Annotated in this window: 2 pseudogenes (1 of these 2 only partly in view); both read left to right on the forward strand. The window is 78.5% G+C overall.

The window, feature by feature from the left end:
* Nucleotides 1–7 (forward strand): annotated as a pseudogene (locus tag BZL64_RS23620) (4a-hydroxytetrahydrobiopterin dehydratase) (its annotated part extends 272 nt beyond the left edge of the window); the annotation flags it as partial.
* Nucleotides 3–293, forward strand: a pseudogene (locus tag BZL64_RS23625) (methyltransferase domain-containing protein); the annotation flags it as partial. The pseudogenes BZL64_RS23620 and BZL64_RS23625, both read left to right, overlap by 5 nt.

Here is a 293-nt window from a genome sequence, read left to right on the forward strand (position 1 = left end):
CGGCGATGGTCCGCCAGGCCGCCGTCCGCCTGCCGGGCGCCGTAGTCCGCGCCGACAGCCGCCGACTGCCCTTCCGCGACGGCGAGTTCGACGCCGTCAGCAGCGTGTGGCTGCTGCATCTGGCCGCCTCCGACGCGGACGGGCGGGCGATCGTCGCCGAGTGCGCGCGGGTGCTGCGGCCCGGCGGGGTGTACCTCACCACCGTCGACAAGGCCGCCGCGCACAACGTGGGCAGCGACATCGACGCCGTCCTCGCCTCCCGCCCGCCCCGCGCGGCCCGCGACGCGGCGGCG

The organism is Streptomyces bobili, from assembly GCF_002154575.1.
GTDB lineage: Bacteria > Actinomycetota > Actinomycetes > Streptomycetales > Streptomycetaceae > Streptomyces > Streptomyces bobili.